This is a genomic window from Vibrio sp. 10N.222.55.C6 (assembly GCF_041473395.1).
GTDB lineage: Bacteria > Pseudomonadota > Gammaproteobacteria > Enterobacterales > Vibrionaceae > Vibrio > Vibrio crassostreae_C.
On the sequence record NZ_JBFRSD010000721.1, the window covers coordinates 1 to 539 of the forward strand.

Here is a 539-nt window from a genome sequence, read left to right on the forward strand (position 1 = left end):
CACAGCCTTTCTGAAACATATCGACATCCTTGGCTCCTTAAAATTCATCATGGTCTAGATCGTAAGTGTCCTGAAAGATCCGTTCCGCTTGCCATCGGATGATGTAATTCCCAACCACTCGTGTTGCATCGGCAGCGCGTTCTTTCGCTTGTCTACGACCAGGGGACAACGCCGTACGGAAGATCGGTTTTCTAGAGTGTTGAACCTCTATGATGCTTCCTGATAACGCCGTTGGCCTTTCTTTTACCGTCAAATTTTCCTTAAGGTCGGGATAACTCTCGTTGAGCGATTGCGAGAAGAAAAAATAGAAATCCTCTCCCAACCGCGTAATGGTTCTGTCCACAATGATTCCATCGACTTCACTGAAGTCATTGAATTTTTCCTTAAGATTATTTGTCGAGTCCTCAAGTTTTTGTCCATTTTCTAAAGGAGCAGCATTTTCAAGACCATGACTCTTTTCTTCTGCATGAAGAGCAAAGGAAAGCAGAGTTATTGTAAGCAGCTTGATTTTCATATGTGCTCCCATTCAAAGTCTATTT

Annotated in this window: 1 protein-coding gene; it reads right to left on the minus strand. The window is 43.0% G+C overall.

Translation table 11 applies throughout. The features are described 5' to 3' along the window. Positions 1-37: 37 nt before the first annotated feature. A complete protein-coding gene (locus tag AB4486_RS25820) occupies positions 38-514 on the minus strand; it encodes a curli production assembly/transport protein CsgE (RefSeq protein WP_240698163.1) in 477 nt (158 codons plus the stop codon). Between the last annotated feature and the right edge of the window lie 25 nt (positions 515-539).